The organism is Rasiella sp. SM2506 (genome assembly GCF_050859505.1).
In the GTDB taxonomy this organism is placed as follows: Bacteria; Bacteroidota; Bacteroidia; order Flavobacteriales; family Flavobacteriaceae; genus Marinirhabdus.
Map to the genome: position 1 here is coordinate 662,015 of NZ_CP193934.1, position 19,892 is coordinate 681,906.

The window sequence follows — 19,892 nt, forward strand, 5'->3', positions numbered from 1 at the left end:
TACTAACTAGTAATTTGTAAGGGGAGTGTACACAAATTTACCTATTTCGTACGAAATAGGTACTATTTAGCCTAAAATATATACGCTACTTCACTCAAAATTAATATTTTAGCATACCATGAAAGCGTCCCACTACATCATAGCCTGTTTATTTCTTTGCTTTTTCTTCGGAAATGCTCAGGAAACAAAACAGTATAAGATACAAACCGTTGCTTTTTATAATCTGGAGAATCTCTTCGATTTTGAAGATGACCCTTTGACGTTTGATGATGATAGAACGCCTGAAGGAAAAGATCATTGGACCGAAGAAATTTATCTTGCGAAGCTGAAAAATATGGCGAAGGTGATTTCAGAAATTGGTACTGAAGTAACCGGGACTACTCCAACTATTATAGGCGTTTGTGAAATTGAAAACAGAAGAGTACTGGAAGATTTGGTGAATCAAGAACCCCTGCTGAAAAAGGAATATGGGATTATTCAGTTCGATTCTCCAGACCGTCGTGGGATAGATGTTGCGGTATTATATCAAAAAAGACTCTTTACTCCTACGCATTATAAAGCGATTCCACTTTATATATATGACGAGAATGATCTTACCAAACGAATTTATACTCGAGATCAACTTATTGTAAGTGGCATGTTGGATGGAGAGAAGATTCATGTCATCGTAAACCACTGGCCGTCCAGAAGCGGTGGCGAAGCAAGAAGCAGACCCAAACGTATAAAAGCAGCACAACTTAACAAACACCTTATTGATTCTCTCTTTGTAGAAGATCCGTATGCAAAGGTGATTACCATGGGCGATTTAAATGATGATCCTACAAGTCCGAGTTTGAAAGAGTATCTCAAAACGGTCGACACAAAAGAAAATATGCAACTGAAGCAATTGTACAATCCCATGGAGGCAATGTTTAAAAAAGGATTGGGAACCCTGGCGTGGCGGGATGCATGGAATTTGTTTGATCAAATAATTGTATCTACAGAATTACTAAAAAACGATTACAGCAGCTACCGTTTTTATAAGGCGGGCATCTATAATAAATCGTATCTGGCAAATTCACGAGGGCGCTACAAAGGCTATCCGTACCGAAGTTTTGGTGACGGTGGATTTACAGGGGGGTATAGCGATCATTTCCCTGTATATGTATATTTGATTAAGGAAAAGGAGTAGCGCTTCTTAAGAACAGGTGACTTAATCCTTGGAAAACCTATCAGGAAAATGCGTCTCTAATATATCGTACAATCTTTTTTTGGTTAAAGGTTTGTTTTCAAATCTATTAATAAGCGTATTGGTAGAAGCTTTAACTCTGTCTGTATCACTGCTGGAGGTAGTAAGCATGGTAATTACAATACCTCCTTTTTGATCGATTTCCAGCTTTTCATAATGCTCTAAAAATTCCCAGCCATTCATACCAGGCATGTTAATATCCAGAAATATCAACTCTGGTTGCGGGTACTTTTTTTCTACCAAAGTGGATAAATAATCTAATGCATCGGTAGCTGAATATTTTATAACAATCTCTTCGGCTATATTTTCTTTCTTAAGTAATCTGGAATGGATGAAGTTATCAGATTCTGAATCGTCTATTAATAATATTTTTTTTAATGCATTGCTCATAATTTATTTCCCTTTTTTTAAAATTACTAAGAAGGTAGTTCCTTTTCCTTCTTCAGATTCTACGTGAATAATTCCATTGTGAAGTTCGGTGATTTTTTTACAAAATGCCAAACCAATTCCCTGTCCGTCATAGAGCGTTTCACTATGCAATCTGGTAAACATATCGAATATCTTTGAAAGATATTTTTCCTGAATTCCTATCCCATTATCTGTGACGGTTATTTGATAATTATTGTCAGATTCGTAACAACCTATGGTTATTACTGGTTTTCTATCTGGTGTGACAAATTTTAATGCATTGCCAATGAGGTTGAAAAAAAGTTGTTTTAATTCTATGGTATACCCTTCTACTGTTGGTAATTTATTTACAAATATGGATGCCTCTGTATCACTAATTTTTTGTGCAAGGTCTTTCTCTATTTCTGCTACAATAGCGTTTAAATCTACTGGTTCCAACTCACCAGACCTTCCAATTCTGCTATATTGAAGTAAGCCATTAATTAAATTACGCATTCGTGTTGTAGCGCCTTTTATAAAGTTGAAGTAGGTATGTGCATCTTCATCAAGCTTATCCCCATACTCTTCTTCAAACACCACGATAAAATTATCGACCGTTCGCAAAGGTTCCTGCAAATCATGGGAAGCGATATAAGCAAATTGATTAAGCTCCTGGTTTTTATCCTTTAACTGCTCGATTAGCTGTTCGTTTATTTCCCGCTGATTTTCTTTCAGTAGAATTTCGGCTTCTTTTTGCTGAATTTGAGCATTTAGTAATTCGTTAGCATTGTTTATATGGTCGAATACTGGGATAAGCTGCCCTTTTATACGTAGTAAACCATACACCATAAATGCAATTCCCGAAATGAGTAATAGGATACTCGCATAATAAAAAATATCAAATTTATTTTGACGGTTCTTATACAACTCGGTATTCTCTGCAAGCATTGTTTCAAAAAGAACTTCTATGCTATCGCGCCTTGATTTTCGTATCTCGTCAAGAAATAAGGTTTCATACGCAAAAGTATTGTCACGTTCAAAATCTTGAAACGCCTTAGAATTCTCTGTTTCTTTTTTTGATAACAGGAGTTGTAACCTATTAATATTTTGAGACTGTTCTTTTGAGTGTTCGAAATTATCGTTAGTTTCAACTAATTTCGCATTGATAAATTTTAGATTTTTATCGTAATTCCTTCTGTATTCCTTTAGCCCACTAAGTATATAGCGATCTCTATTACGTTCAGATTCTTTTATTTCACTATTCAATTCGAATAAATCGCTTCGAATGGCTGTGGTGGCAGTAACCCAGTTTTGAGAGTAGAACCCCATGACTACAATGACGCCCAATAACAAAATTAATCCCAGTAAAATGAGAAGACCCGTATATATGGATGTTATGATTTTTTTATTCGAATGCAGTGGCATACTACGACTTACTTAAAGAGTTTTTTAATTTTTGAAAAGAAGCCCTCTTCTTTAAGATTACTTTCTTTTGAGGCATCATTTTCTGCGCTTAAAGTTTCATGCTGTCTCAAAAAATCGACATTTTTACGATAGGCATCCATTTCCTTTCTTTTTTTTGAAAATTCATCCAGCTCACTTTTTTTCTCTTCAGATAAAGTTACAAATAAGGGTAGTAACCTTTCGTTAAGAGTTTCTAAAGGATCTTTCAGAAAAAAGCCTGAAGCACCTTCAGCCAGTAACTTTTGTTCGTTCTCCTGATTCTTTAAATTGCCCGTAATTATGATAACTGGAATATCAGGATTATATCCTTGAATAATTTCAATAACGTCAAAAGCATCAAAGCCATTCAGATTAAAATCACATAATACAAAATCTGGAATATAATTTTTTATCGCATTGGCAAGCGCCAATTTAGATTCTACAAATCTTATTTCGGGATCCTTACATATTTTTTTAAGCTGTCGTTGCAGCAAAAAAATATCCGAAACTAAATCCTCCACAATGAGGAAATTTAACTTTTGTAACTGTACTTCCATAAAGTTATTTTTTGCTTATAAAATTTTATCCTAACCACTGTACCCAGGGAATTCGGCTTAACAATAAAATGAGCGCTATGCTATAAAATATAGCGAGCATTTTAAATTTTGGTTTGCTTACCAATTTCTTTTTATGCTTTGAATATCCTATGGTAATGAAAACTACTGTTAGAATCATTACAAGGGGGTGCTCTACCGCATACAATCTATATAGACTGTTTCCCATCACTTCTGCCATGCCAACATTGGTGATGTTCTGTACGCCTAAAGGAGATACAAAATACAATACCAGCCCTATTAAAAATTGTATGTGCGTAGTTATTAAAGCGAAAAGCGCCAGTCTAAAATCTTTAGGACTATACTCTTTATTACCTATATATCCTGCCAAGGCATTAATGGTGGCAATAAGTACTACAAAAACGACCAAATAGGCCCAATAGGAATGTATAAATTGAATGGTTGTGTACATAATAATCTAGTTTACTAGTTTAGTGATAACGTAAAGGTACTTATATTCCATAAAAAAACCGCTCCTGTTTAGGAGCGGTCTTATATAATTAATTCTAATTGTATTAGAACTTGTATTTAATACTGGCATTGTAAGTTCTACCAACTCCTAAGAATATACCAAAGGCATCAGCCTGGTTGATATAAGCTTCGTTAAATACGTTGTAAACGTTTGTACGGAATGTCATTCTCTGACCTCCTAATGTAAAGTTATATGTAAGTCCTGCATCTCCTAATGTATACGCTGGTAATCTCACAGCCTGGTAACGATCTCCAACTTGTGCAGAGGCAATTACATCGTTAGGATCTACAAAACCATACAGGTCTGTATAAATATTATAATTACCGTCTACAGAAAGTCCGTCTGCTAATCTTACGTTTATTCCTGCTCCAAACGAGGTTTGTGGTGCATTACCAACTTTAGTCCCTGTAAGGTCCAACTCACCATCGGTAATAACAAATACATTGGTATCATCGTTTTGACGTGTAAAAGGAGTTACACCATCGTACTTCCAGTTACCAATAGATCCATATCCTTTTAATCTCCAAATTCCAGAATCATGACGATACTCAAGGTCAAATTCTAATCCTTGGTGAATTTGAGTTAGGTTTGTGAAACGATCTGTAAAGAATACTGGATTGTTAGGGTCTGAATTATCCTGTGCTCCTACAGAAAGGAAACGGTTACCCCACTCTGTTCTGTAAACATCTATATTTAAACGAAAATTGTCCTTTTCATAACGGTATCCAGCTTCAAAACCTGTAATTTCTTCATTGTCAATTTCTGGTTCTACTAAGTCATTACTATTTCTAACATCTCTAAAGATATTGTCTAAGTAAGGCTGCTTAGAGAAGAAACCTGCATTTGCAAAAATTGCGTGCTCTTCAGTAATATTGAAAGACGCACCCCCTTTTACATTGTATCCTATTTTTGAAAGTTTCTCAGAATCGCCTAAACCGTTTCCTGTTCCAACAAAACGACCTGTTCTTTGGAAAGACTGTGTAGAAACAGCTCCTTGGAAGAACACTGAAAATTTATCGGTTGCATATTCTGCTTGTCCAAAACCACCAATGTAGTTAATGTTCTCAGAATAGTCATACTGTGTACGTTGGTCTTCATCTGCAGAGTTAAACAAAGCAGCATACGGATTTGCTTCAAACTCTTCAGTAAACGTATAATCGTCTGGACGGTTTGTGTTGAAATTATCTTGGAAGCCTGTAAGACCTAACAAGTCATTTACTTGTCTCCAGTGATCTCCTTTGTATAAACGGCCATCAATACCTAAGTTGAAACTTAAGTTTTCACCAGATTTTAAATTCAGGTTAGAAAGTAATCCGTACCAGTTATGGTTGTTTACTGAAGATCTTCTTATTCTAGAATTTCCGAAGCTACCAATCCCATTATCGCTATCGTTAACGTTATTTTGAACGATGGCGTCAAAGTCTATCTCTCCATTGTCCAGTCTCACTCTACTTCCATTACCTAACATTCCGGTTCCACCACCACGTCCCCAAGAGGCATATGCTACGGTAGAAAGGTCTGCTGTTTCACTAATTTCAAAATCCCAGTTTAAGTTAGCCACTGGCTTGTGGTAATAGTTTCTTCTTTCAGTATAACGCTCACCATCTAAAAAACCAGTGTTACCGTTATATTTTTCTCCAAATGCAGCATACGTATCTAAACTGTTAGAGAAATTTTGATCGTGCCATTGTGGAGCACCTGTTAATAGGAAATTAAAAGCGTGTTTTTCGCTTGGCTTATATCCTACAGAGAATAAATAGCTTTGTCCCTGTCCTGCAGTTCCAATGGCATACTTTCTATGTGCTTGCCAGTGATCCAGCAATACAGAAAATGCCCATCCTTTCTCACTTAATCCAGAGTTGTATCCAACAGTGCCTTTAAAGTAGCTATCGTTACCACCTAAAAAACGTACAAAACCACCTTCTTTAGCATCTGTAGTTTTTGAGATAATGTTTACGGTACCCCCTACAGAAGAAATAGCCAGTTTAGAAGATCCTAAACCACGCTGTACTTGTACTGCGTTAGCTACATCACTCATACCAGACCAGTTAGACCAGTACATACGTCCGTCTTCCTGACCATTAATTGGCTGTCCGTTTAATAAGAAAGCTGTGTTCGTATCGTCAAAACCACGTAGGAATACTTGACTATCTCCAAATCCACCTGCTTGATTAGCTACATAAACCGAAGGAGTGTTCTTCCAAGCTTCGGTAAATTCAGCATTACCAGCAACTTTTAATTCAATATCTTTTTGTGTAATTGTTGAAACTGCTACTGGTGTTCTACGATCTTCAGCTAAATCGATTACTCCTGTACCAACAACCACTACTTCGTTAAGCGTGTTTGCATCTGCCAAAAGATTAAGGTTACCTAAATCTGCAGTACCATTCGTAAGTGTGTACTTTACGGTTCTACGTACAAAGCCAATGTAACTTATTTCAATAGTTCCAGAGTTTGAAGAAACTGGCATTGTAAAGTTTCCATCAAAATCTGCAATTGCACCATTGGTTGTTCCAACTTCAATAATGTTTGCATTGGGAAGACTTCCTCCCAAATCTTCGTCAATTACAGTTCCTGTAACTGTTCCTTGTGAAAAAGCCGTAAATCCGGCTAATAACAATGTTAAAAGTAAAAGTTTTTTCATAATTGTTTAACTGTTTAGATTTGGCGCAAAAATACATTCAATATTTATATAAAAAAAATAGGAATGTTAAGAAAACGCTAACTAATTAATTCTTGTTCAAAAGTACAATGAAAAGAGGTAAACAATTGAGGCGGTGTGTTTTAATTAGCAACACGTTATCAACAAAACAACCGTTAAAACTTAATAAATAATGCAATCTAACCGTTCTTTTATTGAAGGAATGTAGTTAAAATAGCCTTGGTGATATTGTTCTTCTAATGGAGTAGAAAAAGGGAGGTCTTCTTTAAATGGATCTACTTGTTTGCCATTTTTCCAAAAACGGTAACACACATGAGGGCCTCCGGTGTTTCCTGTCATACCAACCCAGCCAATTACATCACCTTGACGTACATATTGTCCCGGACGCACATTTCTATTTTTCATGTGGAGGTATTGTGTCTCGTAGGTGCCGTTGTGTTTTAGTTTTACATAGTTCCCGTTACCTCCTCTTCTTTCAGATTCAGTCACCGTTCCATCTGCCGTGGCAATGATGGGTGTACCTATTCCTGCAGCAAAATCGGTACCCTTATGAGGTCTCAGCTTGTAACCGTAATATTTAATCCGGCGTTTCAAATTATAGGGAGAGGAAATTCGGTAATCAAATTCGATAGGAGATTTCAAAAATGCCCGTCTTAAATTATCGGCATTTTCGTCATAATAATCTGTTTCACCTGTTATGCTATCTTTTTCATACTGAAAGGCATAAATTGGCTTCCCGCGATGTTCAAAATACGCCGCTTTTATTTCGTCAATACCAGCTGGAATGGTATCGTTTATATATTTTTCGGTATAAATTAATTTAAAGTTGTCTCCTTTCTGCAGGCCGTAAAAATTTACAGTCCAGGCAAAAATGCTTGCCATTCTGCTGCCAAGGCCATAATTTAAATTTTGCTCTTTCAACGTATGAGGCAGGGATCTTGTAATAATTCCAGAAACTTCTCTTTCTATAAATGTCACAGGTTTTACGGCTGTATACACATTTAAAGTGTCTCTAAAGTCCACCACCGCAAAATCTACGGTGTTGTTTTGGTATATGAAAATTTCAGTTTTATTTAAAGAATCTTTAGAATTCAATAACACATACGGTTTACCAACTACAATCCTACGAACATCAAAACTATCTCTGAATTTTGTTGCTACTTCAAGAATATCCTGGTTGGATACACCGTAAGCATCCAAAATATCTCCAAAGGTATCTCCAGGGCGAATGGTATCTCGTATGACGTTAAAATCGTTTAAAGTATACCCAAATTCTTCGACCAGCACGGGCAGTGGTTCGGGGGTGATTTCTACAATTTCTGCATCGTTTTCTTCGCAGGCTAGGAAAACGAGTAAGATAAGGAGTAGGCTAATAAGGTTTCTAAAGGCTGCAATCGTTTTGCTCAATCTATCATTTTTTTTATCTCTCCTTTATAAAAACAATAATTTTGACGGAAAGACTTGTAATTCTATTTATTTTATATCAATCTTAGTAAGAAATCAAGTTTCAGCAAAAGTACTTAATTACTGAATGATTCTTTACACATTTTCCCCCCAAGTATCCAGTTCTTCCTGAGACCAGACTGAAGGGAAAAAAATTCTTTTTTGATACTTTGGATGCATGTATTTTGCCCATTCACTACCACCGGTAGCGGCTTCGGGTTCTTTTCCATGATTTAAGTACTTGGAAGCTGTATTGTAATGTGCCATCACCCATGTAATATTTATGGTTCTATCCAAATGGCGCATAGCGGCAATCAAATCTTTATTTGTTCGAGCTTCCTCGGGCAACGCCATAAATCTCGCATAGATGTTTATAGTGTTGTACTCCTTCATGGAACGTATAAATTCCTTTCTATATTTCACTTCAAACTGACTTAGGGTGTAACTTTTTTTGCCAGTATGATAATCTTTGCCCGCAGCCTGCCAGTATAAGTGCTCGAAAGCATGGGCAAAAGGGGTATTACGGTCTATTGTTTTTCTGAAACGCGCATCAATTAAATTTAATAAATCTGTACACGCAAATTCAATTTTTCTGTATTGTGCACTTTGAAAACCACTGGCGGGAGCTAGTGTATTTCTGAATTTAAGATACTGCTCCACTTCCATTCCTTGTGTCATAATTTCGAATGAAGACGTCAACATATCGAAATAGCGACTAATACGACCTAATCTTTCAGAAAAAAACTGAGCTGTTAATCCTTCTTTATAGGAAATTTGCTGAATTTCCCAAAGCATCATTTTGAAAAGTAATTCGTTTACTTGATGGTACATAATAAAGACCATCTCATCGGGAAAAGTAGTTTCTTGTCGCTGAAGACTTAAGAGCGCATCGGTTTGTATATAATCCCAATAATTAATGGGTTTACTATGCAAAAGACCTTCTAAATGAGTGTTTAAATCCTGATCTAGCAACTGGTATTTTTCTTCCAGCTGCTTTAGTAATTGTAGTCGTTCTTCGGCTTTATTTTTCACAGTGCTAATCTACAACAATTCTGAAAGAATGCCTCAAACCTTTAAACTGAACTAAGCTAGCTTTTAAAGAACCCACGGCTAAATCTGCTTTAATAAGTACTGGCATTTTATTACCATCGTCTGTTACCCAAACGGTTAAGCTTTCTTTCTCTTTAAAGACGCGACCTGCCTGCACGTAGGGTCTAAATTTTAAAGTGGGTACTTTGCCAAATTCGGTATTGAGTTCTTCTCTTCCTAAGAATTTCAATTTAAACTTATACGATTCATCGTCAAAAAACATGTTCATATTTATTGTTTCACCTACTTGAATATTTTGGGTGTCCAAATTATTTCGCAGGTAATAGAATGCAGATACCATATCCTGCGCATCTTTAGGAAAATCTACTAATTCCTTAGTTTGGTGTTTTTTATTGTGTACAAGCGCTTTACCGGATTTGTGGTTAAAATCTACTTCTATGTCTTTCGTGTGTCCCCCTTCGTCTATTTTTCTAATAAATTTATACGGAATGTCTTTCTGCTTATCTACATAAGAATCGTAATAATCTTCCACTTTAAAGAAAAACTTACTCATTCCTGTAGTAACCCCTTCTCCTTTTATATGGTAAACTTCTTTCCCGTCAAGAACAGCATTGTCTACCTGAAGCGTTGCGTACCCTGCCGTCACAAACCCATAATGAATCCTGAATTTAAACCATTCTCCATCTCCATAGGCTTTCTCTTGAGAAAAGGCTAGCATACTTATAAATAGCAAAAAGAATGTGAAGATATTTTTCATAGTAGGGTTTTGAGGGCTTCGAGTTTTAATATAAAAGTCAAATTACAAGTATTGTTCCAAAAAAGAAAACCCCATCAATACAAACGATGGAGTTTGCTTTTTGTTACTTTATATTAAAGTGTTCCTCTGCGTGCTTGTTGACGCTCAATGGCTTCAAACAATGCTTTAAAGTTTCCAACCCCGAAGCTTTGCGCTCCTTTTCGTTGTATAATTTCAATGAACATGGTGGGTCTATCCAATACATTGTTGGTGAAAAGTTGCAATAAGTAGCCTTCTTCATCCCGGTCTATTAAAATCCCGTGTTCTTTAAGGAGGCTTATATCCTCGTCTATTTCGCCAACACGTTCGGTAATATCATCATAATAAGTGTCTGGTACGTGTAAAAATTCTACCCCTCTATCACGCATTGCTGAAACCGTTGCAACAATATCATCTGTTGCTAGCGCTAAATGTTGCACCCCTGCTCCATTATAAAAATCCAGGTATTCTTCAATTTGTGATTTCTTTTCGGCTTTGGCAGGTTCATTGATTGGGAATTTTATCCGACCGTTACCGTTACTCATTACTTTACTCATCAAGGCGGTAAATTCGGTTGCAATATCATCGTCTGCAAACGAAATAATTTGAGCAAAGCCCATTACTTCGGCATAAAACTTACACCATTTGTTCATTTCGTTCCAGCCTACATTCCCAACAATATGGTCGATAAACTTAAGTCCTACCGGCTCTGGATTGTAATGCGACTCCCATTTTTCGAAGCCAGGAAGGAAGATTCCGTTGTAATTTTTTCTTTCAATAAAAACATGTACCGTTTCTCCGTAGGTATAAATTCCAGATTTGATCACATGTCCATGCTCATCTTCTTCTTTTCTAGGTTCAAAATAAGGTTTTGCGCCTCTTTTTGTAGTTTCTTCGAACGCTTTCGTGGCATCGTCTACCCAAAGTGCAATTACTTTTGCGGCATCCCCGTGCTCATCGATATGGCGATTTATATCTCCTCCTTTGTTTAGAGGTGATGTAAGTACCAGTTTAATTTTATCCTGCTTCAACACATACGAAACCCGGTCTTTTAAACCAGTTTCCAATCCTGCATAGGCGTGCGACTGGAACCCAAATGCTGTTTTGTAAAAATGGGCGGCTTGTTTTGCATTCCCCACATATAATTCAACATAATCTGTTCCAAGTAGCGGAAGAAAATCCTCAGCATCGGCAAACAGTTTTTTGAGTCCGTATTCGGTGTTCTGTAGGTCTTTTAAGTTTTTTATTTCTTTTGGCATGATGTTTTCTAATTTATGTCGAAAAATTAAAAAGTCCTTCGATTGAGATTTCGACTGCACTTCGACTACGCTCAGTAGAACCGCTCAACCAGACATGTTGCTTAAGTAGTTAAAGTTACCACATAGCTCTTCCGTGTGGTGTGATAGCTTTTCTGTTTGCAAAGTGTATCATTTTCTAGTGTTTTCCGTCCAACCAGGATTGGTAATAGGTTTCATCTGCAATCTTTAGTGCTTCTTCTGTCACCATTAAAGGTTTGAAAGTATCTACCATAACTGCGAGTTCGTCTGTTCTAACTTTACCAATACTTCTTTCCACACTTCCTGGGTGTGGCCCGTGTGGAATTCCTGCTGGGTGCAGCGAAATATGCCCTGCGTCTACATCGTTTCGGCTCATAAAATCTCCATCTACATAATACAACACTTCATCACTATCTATATTGCTATGGTTGTAAGGTGCGGGAATACTTTTTGGATGATAATCGTACAGTCGTGGTACAAAACTACACACTACAAAAGCATCGGTCTCAAAAGTTTGATGTACCGGTGGCGGCTGGTGGATTCTACCTGTAATAGGCTCAAAATCATGTATGGAGAAGGCATACGGATAATTATATCCATCATACCCAACTACATCGAATGGATGACTGGCATAAACCATATCAAAAATTTCATCGCCTTTTTTAACTTTCATCAAAAACTCACCACTTTCGTCATTGGTTTCCAATTCGTACGGCTTGCGAATATCACGTTCGCAAAATGGAGAATGTTCCAGCAATTGTCCGAACCAGTTTCTATAGCGTTTTGGAGTGTATATGGGTCTTCTGGACTCTACAATAAACAATCTATTATCGGCATCATCAAATTGCATTTTATAAATCATCCCTCTCGGAATCACAAGATAATCACCATATTTAAAATCCAGATTTCCTAAATGGGTTCTTAGTTTTCCACTGCCTTTGTGGATGAAGATAAGTTCATCTGCATCGGTATTTTTATAGAAATAATGGTCTTGGCTTTCTTGCGGTGCAGCCAGAATAATGGTACAATCGCTATTGGTTAAGACCGCTTTCCGACTTTCCAAATAATCCTTTTCTGGAGCTACTTGAAACCCACGAAAGCGATAGGATTGCATGTTATTTTTCTTTGCAATCTTAGGCGCTACGCTGTATTGTTTTTTTATTTCTTTTACCTGTGTTGGGCGCTGTTCATGGTACGAATTACTATACATACCATCAAAGCCAATGGTTCCAAACAATTGCTCAGAATATAAGCTGCCATCTTCTTTTCTAAATTGCGTATGGCGCTTGGGTGGTATTTTTCCTAGTTTGTGGTATAAAGGCATAGCTACTTGTGTTTGATACAAATATCGGAAAATTTTAGCGCAGTAGGTAATAACAAATCCCTAAAACTTAAACCCGGCACTCACATACCATACACTAGCATCGCGCTCTGGAGAATAGGCATATTTTAGCTGTATAGGCCCTAAAAAGGTTTCTAATCCATATCCTAAAAAAATACCGCTGTTATCTACACCATCAATCCAGCCCCCATTTTCGAAGAGATTGTCTCCTATATTGGCGATATTAGCACCAATATTAATATGGTTTTTTCGGAAAATTTCATAATCAAAAATAAGTGAACTCTTTAAATACGTATTTCCTCGGAGCGTCAAAGCTTCATATCCATATAATGGTACAATATTATTTATTTCTTTAAAACCGAAACCTCCCACAAAAAAGTCCAAAGAACGGGTGTCATTATTTCCAATTTTAAAGCCCCCTTCGGTAGTAATCTGGGCTGTAAGTTTATTAAAAGATTTTGCATACCCTGCCTTGGCTTTTGCAATACTAAAGCTTTCAAAATTTTCATTCAGACCTTCTCCAAAAAGATACAAATGGAAGTCACCCGAAAAGAATACCCCTTCTTTAGGGAAAAATGAGTTATCATACGTATCGTATGCCAAATACCCGTACGTGCTAAAATAATTTGTATTTTCAAAAAAGGTTCGTGGATTGTTGTCTTGATCCAAACCAATGGTTTTGGAGAGGTACCTTAATTTTTTATGCTCCACGCCTGCTCCCAATAAAAAGCTCCGTCTAAAAAGGGTTTCTACGTAAATTTGATTGGTAAGATCGCTGTATTCCAATTCAATTTCGTTAAGTTGTGTTTGTATTTCATCCTCCGCTAAGGTGTTTTCAGAATAAACAAAAGAAACCGGTACACTTTTATCAAAAAAATCGAAACTAGAATTTACACCAATACTCCAATAATAACCTTTGTCTATATAATAGTTAAAATTATACCTAATATTATCGCCCACAACAAAATCCAGCGAAGCTATGTCATTATTGGTGAATAATCTTTTGCGCGTAACATTTAGCAAGGCACCTGTCTTAAACAAATCGTCATAATGAGCACCAAAACGCAATAGTGTTTTTACATCACTTTCTCTTAACTGAAATTGCAATTTGTATTTTCCTTCTTCGCCTTCAATAAGCCGGTAATTAATATCCGAAAAATTACCCGTAGCAGAAAGGTTATTAATCCCTAAGTTCAGTTTTTTATATGAAATTTGCGCAGGAGTCTTCAGCTTTAACTTACCTAAAATGTAGGACCTGCTGTAGTTTTCATTACCTTCTATAGCAACGTCGGTAATATAAAGTGAGGTTTCTTTTCTGAATTCAACTTTTAATTTCTCGCGAGGCTTTTGTCGCGCTGCCAGAGCCTCCAGTTCGGTCATTCTAGTGCTTGCTTCTTCATAGCCGGCCTCAATAATTTTTTTGCCTTCATTAAATGCCACGACGGTAAAATCTTTAATATTTGGATTTAAGTAAATATCGGTTTTTCCGCGCTTCACCTTCATATCACTTATGGTTCGGAAATTATTAATCTGTGTTAATACTTCTAATCCAGAGAGTAAGTTTGTGCGATCTCGCAAGCTATCCTGCACATCTACACCAATAATTATGTCTATCCCTTTTTTTCTAATTTCATCTACAGGATAATTGTTTATAACACCGCCATCTACCAACAACATATCGTCTATATATACAGGACTGAATAACGACGGTAACGCACCACTAGCTGAAATTGCCCTTGGCAAATACCCACGTTCCAGCACAATGGCCTTGCCGTTTTCGATGTTGGTAGCTACACATAAAAATGGAATAGGCAGCTTGCTAAAGTCTTCTACATCACTTACGTGATCTGTAAGTTTACTGAAAAGATTGTACACATTTTGGCCTTTTGAAATTCCAGAGGGCAACCTAATCTGAAATCCCTCAAAAGGAAGGGTTATTGCATAGGTATCGGTTTCATTTTTTTCATAAAAAGTTTTTGCACTCCGCGGAATATTATCCTGTATCAACCTGTCAAAATCTACCGCGTTGAAAATAGAATCTAACTGATTGGCAGAATATCCAGCAGCATATAATCCTCCAATAATTGCTCCCATACTGGTGCCACCAATATAATCTATACGAATACCGGCTTCTTCAATCTTTTTAAGCACGCCAATATGCGCCAAACCTTTTGCGCCACCTCCGCTTAAAACAAGACCCACTTTTGGATCGTCTTTTACCACATCTTGTGCAAATGCAGAACAAGCCAGTAGGAGGATTAGTATATAGAGTGTGTATTTCAATTAGGTGTTTAGGTGTTTAGGTGTTTAGGTGTTTAGGTGTTTAGGTAAAAAATCTTATTCAGATATACGCTAGTAATCTTGATAATTATGTTATTAATTTTTCTAACTTTTTTCTTAGAAATTCACTCAACGTCTCGTCTCCTCAGCTATTTCTGAAAATACGTCACAATTTTTTTAGCCCTGCTTGCACCTACCACATTTGCCAAATCTTCGAAGCTTGCTTTTTCTATGCGCTTGGTGCTTTTAAATTTCTTCAATAATTCTACAATAGTTTTTTCGCCAATTCCCGAAATAGATTCTAAACCAGACTCTAGAGCTTCCTTACTGCGTTTATCACGGTGAAAGGTAATTCCAAAACGGTGCGCCTCGTTCCTTAATTGTTGAATAATTTTTAAAGTTTCAGATTTTTTATCTAAATATAACGGAATAGGATCGTCTGGATAAAACAATTCTTCCAAGCGTTTGGCAATTCCTACAATAGCAATTTTTCCACGAAGCTCTAACTTGTCCAGCGCTTTTAACGAGCTTGACAACTGTCCCTTTCCTCCATCTATGATGATGAGTTGCGGCAAGGGTTGCTCTTCTTCTTTCAATCTTTTATACCGTCTATACACAACTTCCTCCATCGACGCGAAATCGTCCGGACCTTCCACTGTTTTTATGTTAAACTTACGATAGTCTTTTTTACTTGGTTTTCCGTTTTTGAAGACCACACAGGCTGCGACTGGATTTGTTCCTTGAATGTTACTGTTGTCAAAACACTCAATATGACGTGGTTCTTCAGATAATCGTAAATCTTTTTTCATCTGCGCCATGATGCGTTTTTCATGACGGTCTGGGTCTACTATTTTTGCCTGTTTAAAACGCTCCATCCTGTAATACTTCGCATTACGAATAGACATATCTAAGATTTTCTTCTTATCACCCACTTGTGGAATGTGCAACTTTACACCTTGTTCTACTTCTATTTTAAAAGGTACATATAATTCTTTACACTGAGAGTTGAAACGTTGTCGTAATTCCACAACAGCCAACTCTAGCAGTTGCTTGTCGGTTTCTTCCAGCTTCTTTTTAATCTCTAAGGTGTTACTCCTAATGATACTCCCAAAAGATAGTTGTAAGTAATTTACGTACGCATACCCTTCGTCACTAACGATGCTAAACACATCTACATTGTTAATCTTCGGGTTTACCACAGTGCTTTTTACCTGATAGTTTTCCAGCACGTCAATCTTCTCCTTAACCCGCTGTGCATCTTCAAATTGTAAATCCTCAGCAAAATTCTTCATCTGATTTTTAAAATTACCGAGCGATTCCTTAAAATTCCCTTTTATAATGTTTCGAATGGCATCAATATTTTCGTTATAGCTTTTTTCAGAATGTAAACCTTCACAAGGTCCTGCGCAATTGCCAAGATGGTATTCTAAACACACTTTATATTTATCTGCGCGAATTTTTTCTTCGGCTAAATCGTAATTACAGGTTCGTAACGGGTACAATCCTTTAATTAAATCCAATAAGGTGTGCACCGTTTTCATACTGGTGTACGGTCCAAAATATTCGGAGCCATCTTTAATGAATCGCCGCGTAGGGAATACCCTTGGAAAACGTTCATTTTTAATACAAATCCACGGATAACTTTTGTCGTCCTTGAGCATCACATTATACTTGGGCTGGTATTTTTTTATAAGATTATTTTCCAGCAACAGCGCATCGGTTTCGGTCGCTACCACAATATGTTTAATATCTTGTATACGACGTACCAACAAGCGTGTTCGGGCATTGTCGTGCTGTTTTGTAAAATAAGAATTTACCCTTTTCTTTAAGTCTTTCGCCTTCCCCACATAAAGCAACTTCCCGTCTTTATCGTAATATTGATAAACACCAGGCGCGTTGGGAAGGGTTGAAATTTGTAAGGGTACCGAAGCTTCTGCCATACCCGTAAAGATACTTGGTATTTATTTTTTAGCAGAAATTTTCATCATTCAAATTCTGTTAAGATTGGGTTAAACCCAACAGCTCATAAAACCAGTACCCTTATTTATTCCGTACTTTATCCAAACGTACTAACCTTGAGCCAACCATTACGTATTCTTAAACTACTCCAAACTACTGCGATTCTCTTCGTGGCTACTTTGTATTGCTTGGCTCCCTTGCAACAACCGTTGGCAGATGGCTTTCATAAGCTGGAACACACGATCTTAAGTACCAATAGCAATCACTCACACGATCTTGCACATACGCTAGACGTCTCCCACGGCCATGAACATAAGGCGCTTGCGTTTTTCAATAATTTATTTCAAGACAACACACAAGGGGACGAGCAATCCGTAAAAGAACTTAAGCTGGATAAACACATATTACAACAGTATGCTTTTGAAAATAGCAGCTTACAAATTATTTCAGAAAAAAACTTCAACTACACTTTTGGACCCTATTCGGTTTCACTTTCCTTCGTACTTCCCCCTCCCGAAGACGACTTTTCATAATTCCAATTTTTAAAAAATTTATTGTTATTTCAAAACACAGTGAAAGATCGTATCTGTTAGAATAGGTGTATTAAGCATCCTTTTTTAGCAGGCTATGTGATACCTCCTGTCAACCTATGCTTTGCATGTTGAAATTTCGAAATGACTACTCAATCCTAAATCAATTATATGAAAAGTAAACTCTTATGGGTTGTACTCCTCTGTTGTGCATTTGTAAAAGCACAGACCTTAAGTGGTGTAGTAACAAACCAAAATAACCAACCAATTGAAGACGTTGCCATCTTTAACAAAAATAGCAGTACACACTCACACACCAACGCCAATGGCGAATTTACCATTGATAAAACAACTACTAACGACAAACTTTATTTCTCGTATCTGGGTTTTTCGCCGTACACATATACGGTAAAAACTGCAGATTCAAATACTCAAATTACCATTATACTTACTCAAAATGCAGTGTCTCTGGAGCAAATAGTTATTAGTCCAAAAGTAGATGTCCTTAATAGCATCGTAAACATAGACCTTGAAAATAATCCCGTGAAAAACTCCCAAGAAATACTGCGGAAGGTTCCTGGACTTATCATTGGCCAACACGCTGGTGGTGGGAAAGCAGAACAAATTTTTCTGCGTGGGTTCGATATAGACCACGGGACCGATATTAACTTAACGGTAGATGGACTCCCTGTAAACATGGTATCCCACGCCCACGGACAAGGCTACAGCGATTTGCATTTTTTAATTCCTGAAACCTTAGATAAAATTGAATTCGGCAAAGGACCTTATTATGCCGAACGAGGCGATTTTACAACTGCTGGTTACGTAGCATTTAAGACAAAAGATAACGTGAAAAACAGCTTTATTTCGCAAGAAATTGGTGATTTCAATGCATTTAGAACCGTTGGTGTTTTTAAGTTATTGGAAACCGAGACATCTAATGCGTATGTAGCAAGTTCATTAAATACATTTGACGGCCCGTATGAATCTCCACAGAATTTTAACCGGTTTAATATTATGGGAAAATATACTTTTGAACTTGCAGGAGATCAAAAAATATCACTTTTAGCCTCACATTTTACCAGTAAATGGGACGCTTCGGGGCAAATACCGCAGCGGGCGGTAGACGCAGGGCTTATAGGTCGTTTTGGTGCCGTAGACGACACTGAGGGCGGTACTACCAGCCGAACAAATTTCTTAGTAAACCATGTAAATAAACTGAATGACCATTCAAAATTGGAAAGCAGTGCTTATGTTTCACACTATGATTTTGAATTATTTTCCAACTTTACCTTTTTCTTGGAAGATCCGGTAAACGGTGATCAAATACGCCAGTTTGAAGATCGAACTATTCTTGGTTTTCAAACGGCCTATTCAGAAGATACATCGTTCTTTGAAAATGATTTTGAATACACCGCAGGAGCCGGTGTTCGGTATGACGATGTGAACGACATACAACTTTCCCGGACAAAAAATAGAGACCAATTACTGGAACGCCTTGCCTTTGGAAATGTAGACCAGATAAATACGTTCGGTTTTATAAAAACAAAATATACCACTGGAGATTTTACTTTATCGCCAGAAATCCGGTTGGATTACTTTAAATTCGATTACGAAAATAAATTGACCGAAACCTACGACAACAAAAGCGAAAGCAAGGTCTTTGCCAGCCCAAAATTTAAAGCTACCTATAATCCCAACCAGCAATTTCAATTGTTTGCCAAAACAGGAATCGGTTTTCACTCCAATGACGCTAGAGTTGTAGTAGCCAATAACGGCGAAGACATTTTACCAGCTGCCTACGGAGCAGATCTGGGAGCTATTTATAAAGTGACAGATAAACTGGTTTTAAACAGCGCCGTCTGGGCTTTGTTTTTGGAACAGGAATTTGTGTATGTAGGCGATGCAGGAATTGTGGAACCAAGTGGAAAAACCCGAAGAACGGGAATAGATTTTGGAGCGCGCTACGAAGCTTTTAACTGGTTGTATCTTTTTGGGGACATTAACTATACCTATGGTCGCAGTACAGAAGAAGCTGATGGCGAAGATTTTATACCCTTGGCTCCAGATGTTACCTCAACCGGAGGTGTGTCTTTTGAAAATATAGGTGCATTTTCTGGCGGATTAAACTATCGCTACATCAAAGATCGCCCCGCCAATGAAGACAACAGTATTGTGGCAGAAGGGTATTTTGTGACCGATCTAACCGCAAATTATACCTATAAAAACTTCGTCTTCAGTGTAATCGTTGAAAATCTCTTCGACACAGAATGGAACGAAACACAATTTGCAACGGAGAGCAGGTTGTTTAACGAGCCAGAAGCTGTGGAGGAAATTCACTTTACACCAGGAACGCCGTTTTTTATAAGAGGGAAGGTTACGGTTAATTTTTAAATATTTTAAATTAAGCGATGTTCATTTTTTTTACCT

The 19,892-nt window shown here is 37.2% G+C and carries 15 protein-coding genes; 3 read left to right on the forward strand and 12 right to left on the reverse strand.

Annotated features, from left to right (window positions below):
• Positions 1–118: 118 nt before the first annotated feature.
• The gene (locus ACQ2HF_RS03135; RefSeq protein WP_432412065.1) at positions 119–1,171 is read left to right on the forward strand and encodes an endonuclease/exonuclease/phosphatase family protein; all 1,053 of its coding nucleotides are present in this window, start codon (positions 119–121) and stop codon (positions 1,169–1,171) included.
• Between the two features lie 21 nt (positions 1,172–1,192).
• Here ACQ2HF_RS03135 and ACQ2HF_RS03140 read toward each other — a convergent pair whose 3' ends face one another.
• The 12 genes from ACQ2HF_RS03140 to uvrC form a co-directional block, all read right to left on the reverse strand.
• The gene (locus ACQ2HF_RS03140; RefSeq protein ID WP_432412066.1) at positions 1,193–1,618 is read right to left on the reverse strand and encodes a response regulator; all 426 of its coding nucleotides are present in this window, start codon (positions 1,616–1,618) and stop codon (positions 1,193–1,195) included.
• Positions 1,619–1,621: 3 nt separating this feature from the next.
• Positions 1,622–3,040: a sensor histidine kinase gene (locus ACQ2HF_RS03145; protein WP_432412067.1), complete on the reverse strand. Its 1,419-nt coding sequence runs from the start codon at positions 3,038–3,040 to the stop codon at positions 1,622–1,624.
• Positions 3,041–3,048: 8 nt separating this feature from the next.
• Entirely contained in the window at positions 3,049–3,579 is a 531-nt protein-coding gene (locus tag ACQ2HF_RS03150) for a response regulator (RefSeq protein WP_432412068.1), read from the reverse strand.
• 61 nt (positions 3,580–3,640) lie between these two features.
• Complete coding sequence (locus ACQ2HF_RS03155; RefSeq protein WP_432412069.1) at positions 3,641–4,084, reverse strand: hypothetical protein; 444 nt, start codon at positions 4,082–4,084, stop codon at positions 3,641–3,643.
• Positions 4,085–4,187: 103 nt separating this feature from the next.
• Positions 4,188–6,788, reverse strand: coding sequence for a TonB-dependent receptor domain-containing protein (locus ACQ2HF_RS03160; RefSeq protein ID WP_432412070.1), 2,601 nt, complete (start codon positions 6,786–6,788; stop codon positions 4,188–4,190).
• 180 nt (positions 6,789–6,968) lie between these two features.
• A complete protein-coding gene (locus tag ACQ2HF_RS03165; RefSeq protein WP_432412071.1) occupies positions 6,969–8,213 on the reverse strand; it encodes a peptidoglycan DD-metalloendopeptidase family protein in 1,245 nt (414 codons plus the stop codon).
• 132 nt (positions 8,214–8,345) lie between these two features.
• Positions 8,346–9,281 carry a tryptophan 2,3-dioxygenase family protein gene (locus ACQ2HF_RS03170; RefSeq protein WP_432412072.1) on the reverse strand — a complete coding sequence of 312 codons (936 nt, stop codon included), beginning with the start codon at positions 9,279–9,281 and terminating at the stop codon, positions 8,346–8,348.
• Positions 9,282–9,285: 4 nt separating this feature from the next.
• Positions 9,286–10,056 carry a DUF3108 domain-containing protein gene (locus ACQ2HF_RS03175; RefSeq protein ID WP_432412073.1) on the reverse strand — a complete coding sequence of 257 codons (771 nt, stop codon included), beginning with the start codon at positions 10,054–10,056 and terminating at the stop codon, positions 9,286–9,288.
• Positions 10,057–10,169: 113 nt separating this feature from the next.
• On the reverse strand, positions 10,170–11,333 hold the full coding sequence (hppD, locus tag ACQ2HF_RS03180) for a 4-hydroxyphenylpyruvate dioxygenase (protein ID WP_432412074.1): 1,164 nt from the start codon (positions 11,331–11,333) through the stop codon (positions 10,170–10,172).
• 175 nt (positions 11,334–11,508) lie between these two features.
• On the reverse strand, positions 11,509–12,675 hold the full coding sequence (locus tag ACQ2HF_RS03185; protein WP_432412075.1) for a homogentisate 1,2-dioxygenase: 1,167 nt from the start codon (positions 12,673–12,675) through the stop codon (positions 11,509–11,511).
• A gap of 60 nt (positions 12,676–12,735) precedes the next feature.
• Positions 12,736–14,976 carry a patatin-like phospholipase family protein gene (locus tag ACQ2HF_RS03190; protein ID WP_432412076.1) on the reverse strand — a complete coding sequence of 747 codons (2,241 nt, stop codon included), beginning with the start codon at positions 14,974–14,976 and terminating at the stop codon, positions 12,736–12,738.
• 146 nt (positions 14,977–15,122) lie between these two features.
• Positions 15,123–16,913 (reverse strand): excinuclease ABC subunit UvrC, encoded by a 1,791-nt coding sequence (gene uvrC, locus ACQ2HF_RS03195; RefSeq protein ID WP_432412077.1) that lies wholly within the window; start codon positions 16,911–16,913, stop codon positions 15,123–15,125.
• Positions 16,914–17,048: 135 nt separating this feature from the next.
• Between uvrC and ACQ2HF_RS03200 the strand changes: the two genes are divergently transcribed.
• Together ACQ2HF_RS03200 and ACQ2HF_RS03205 are read left to right on the forward strand one after the other, a co-directional pair.
• Positions 17,049–17,465 (forward strand): hypothetical protein, encoded by a 417-nt coding sequence (locus ACQ2HF_RS03200; protein WP_432412078.1) that lies wholly within the window; start codon positions 17,049–17,051, stop codon positions 17,463–17,465.
• A gap of 168 nt (positions 17,466–17,633) precedes the next feature.
• Positions 17,634–19,856, forward strand: a complete 2,223-nt coding sequence (locus tag ACQ2HF_RS03205; RefSeq protein ID WP_432412079.1) for a carboxypeptidase-like regulatory domain-containing protein — start codon at positions 17,634–17,636, stop codon at positions 19,854–19,856.
• Positions 19,857–19,892: the final 36 nt, after the last annotated feature.

Coding starts and splice junctions, on each gene's coding strand:
- ACQ2HF_RS03135 (WP_432412065.1), top strand. CDS start 119: ATGAAAGCGTCCCACTACATCATAGCCTGTTTATTTCTTTGCTTTTTC.
- ACQ2HF_RS03140 (WP_432412066.1), bottom strand. CDS start 1,618: ATGAGCAATGCATTAAAAAAAATATTATTAATAGACGATTCAGAATCT.
- ACQ2HF_RS03145 (WP_432412067.1), bottom strand. CDS start 3,040: ATGCCACTGCATTCGAATAAAAAAATCATAACATCCATATATACGGGT.
- ACQ2HF_RS03155 (WP_432412069.1), bottom strand. CDS start 4,084: ATGTACACAACCATTCAATTTATACATTCCTATTGGGCCTATTTGGTC.
- ACQ2HF_RS03160 (WP_432412070.1), bottom strand. CDS start 6,788: ATGAAAAAACTTTTACTTTTAACATTGTTATTAGCCGGATTTACGGCT.
- ACQ2HF_RS03175 (WP_432412073.1), bottom strand. CDS start 10,056: ATGAAAAATATCTTCACATTCTTTTTGCTATTTATAAGTATGCTAGCC.
- hppD (WP_432412074.1), bottom strand. CDS start 11,333: ATGCCAAAAGAAATAAAAAACTTAAAAGACCTACAGAACACCGAATAC.
- ACQ2HF_RS03185 (WP_432412075.1), bottom strand. CDS start 12,675: ATGCCTTTATACCACAAACTAGGAAAAATACCACCCAAGCGCCATACG.
- uvrC (WP_432412077.1), bottom strand. CDS start 16,913: ATGGCAGAAGCTTCGGTACCCTTACAAATTTCAACCCTTCCCAACGCG.
- ACQ2HF_RS03205 (WP_432412079.1), top strand. CDS start 17,634: ATGAAAAGTAAACTCTTATGGGTTGTACTCCTCTGTTGTGCATTTGTA.